This window comes from Limnothrix sp. PR1529 (assembly GCF_002742025.1).
In the GTDB taxonomy this organism is placed as follows: Bacteria; Cyanobacteriota; Cyanobacteriia; order CACIAM-69d; family CACIAM-69d; genus CACIAM-69d.
Genome location: NZ_LIRO01000054.1, coordinates 1 through 275, shown reverse-complemented (window position 1 = coordinate 275; position 275 = coordinate 1). Strand labels below are relative to the sequence as shown.

Here is a 275-nt window from a genome sequence, read left to right as displayed (position 1 = left end):
CCGGCGGAAATTGGGGAACTGCAAAATCTGACAGAGCTTTACCTCAGCTTCAACCCACTGAGTCAGCTCCCGGCGGAAATCGGTCAACTGCAAAATCTGACATCACTTTACCTTGGCAGCAACCAACTGAGTCAGCTCCCGGCGGAAATCGGTCAACTGCAAAATTTGACATTGCTTGACCTCAGCTTCAACCAACTGAGTCAGCTCCCGGCGGAAATTGGTCAACTGCAAAATCTGACATTGCTTAACCTCAGCTTCAACCAATTGAGTCAGCT

The 275-nt window shown here is 49.5% G+C and carries 1 protein-coding gene; it reads left to right on the top strand.

Translation table 11 applies throughout. From position 1 onward, the window contains the following. Positions 1 to 275 (top strand): leucine-rich repeat domain-containing protein (locus AMR42_RS20830; protein WP_199858127.1); only part of this gene is annotated, 275 nt, incomplete at both ends.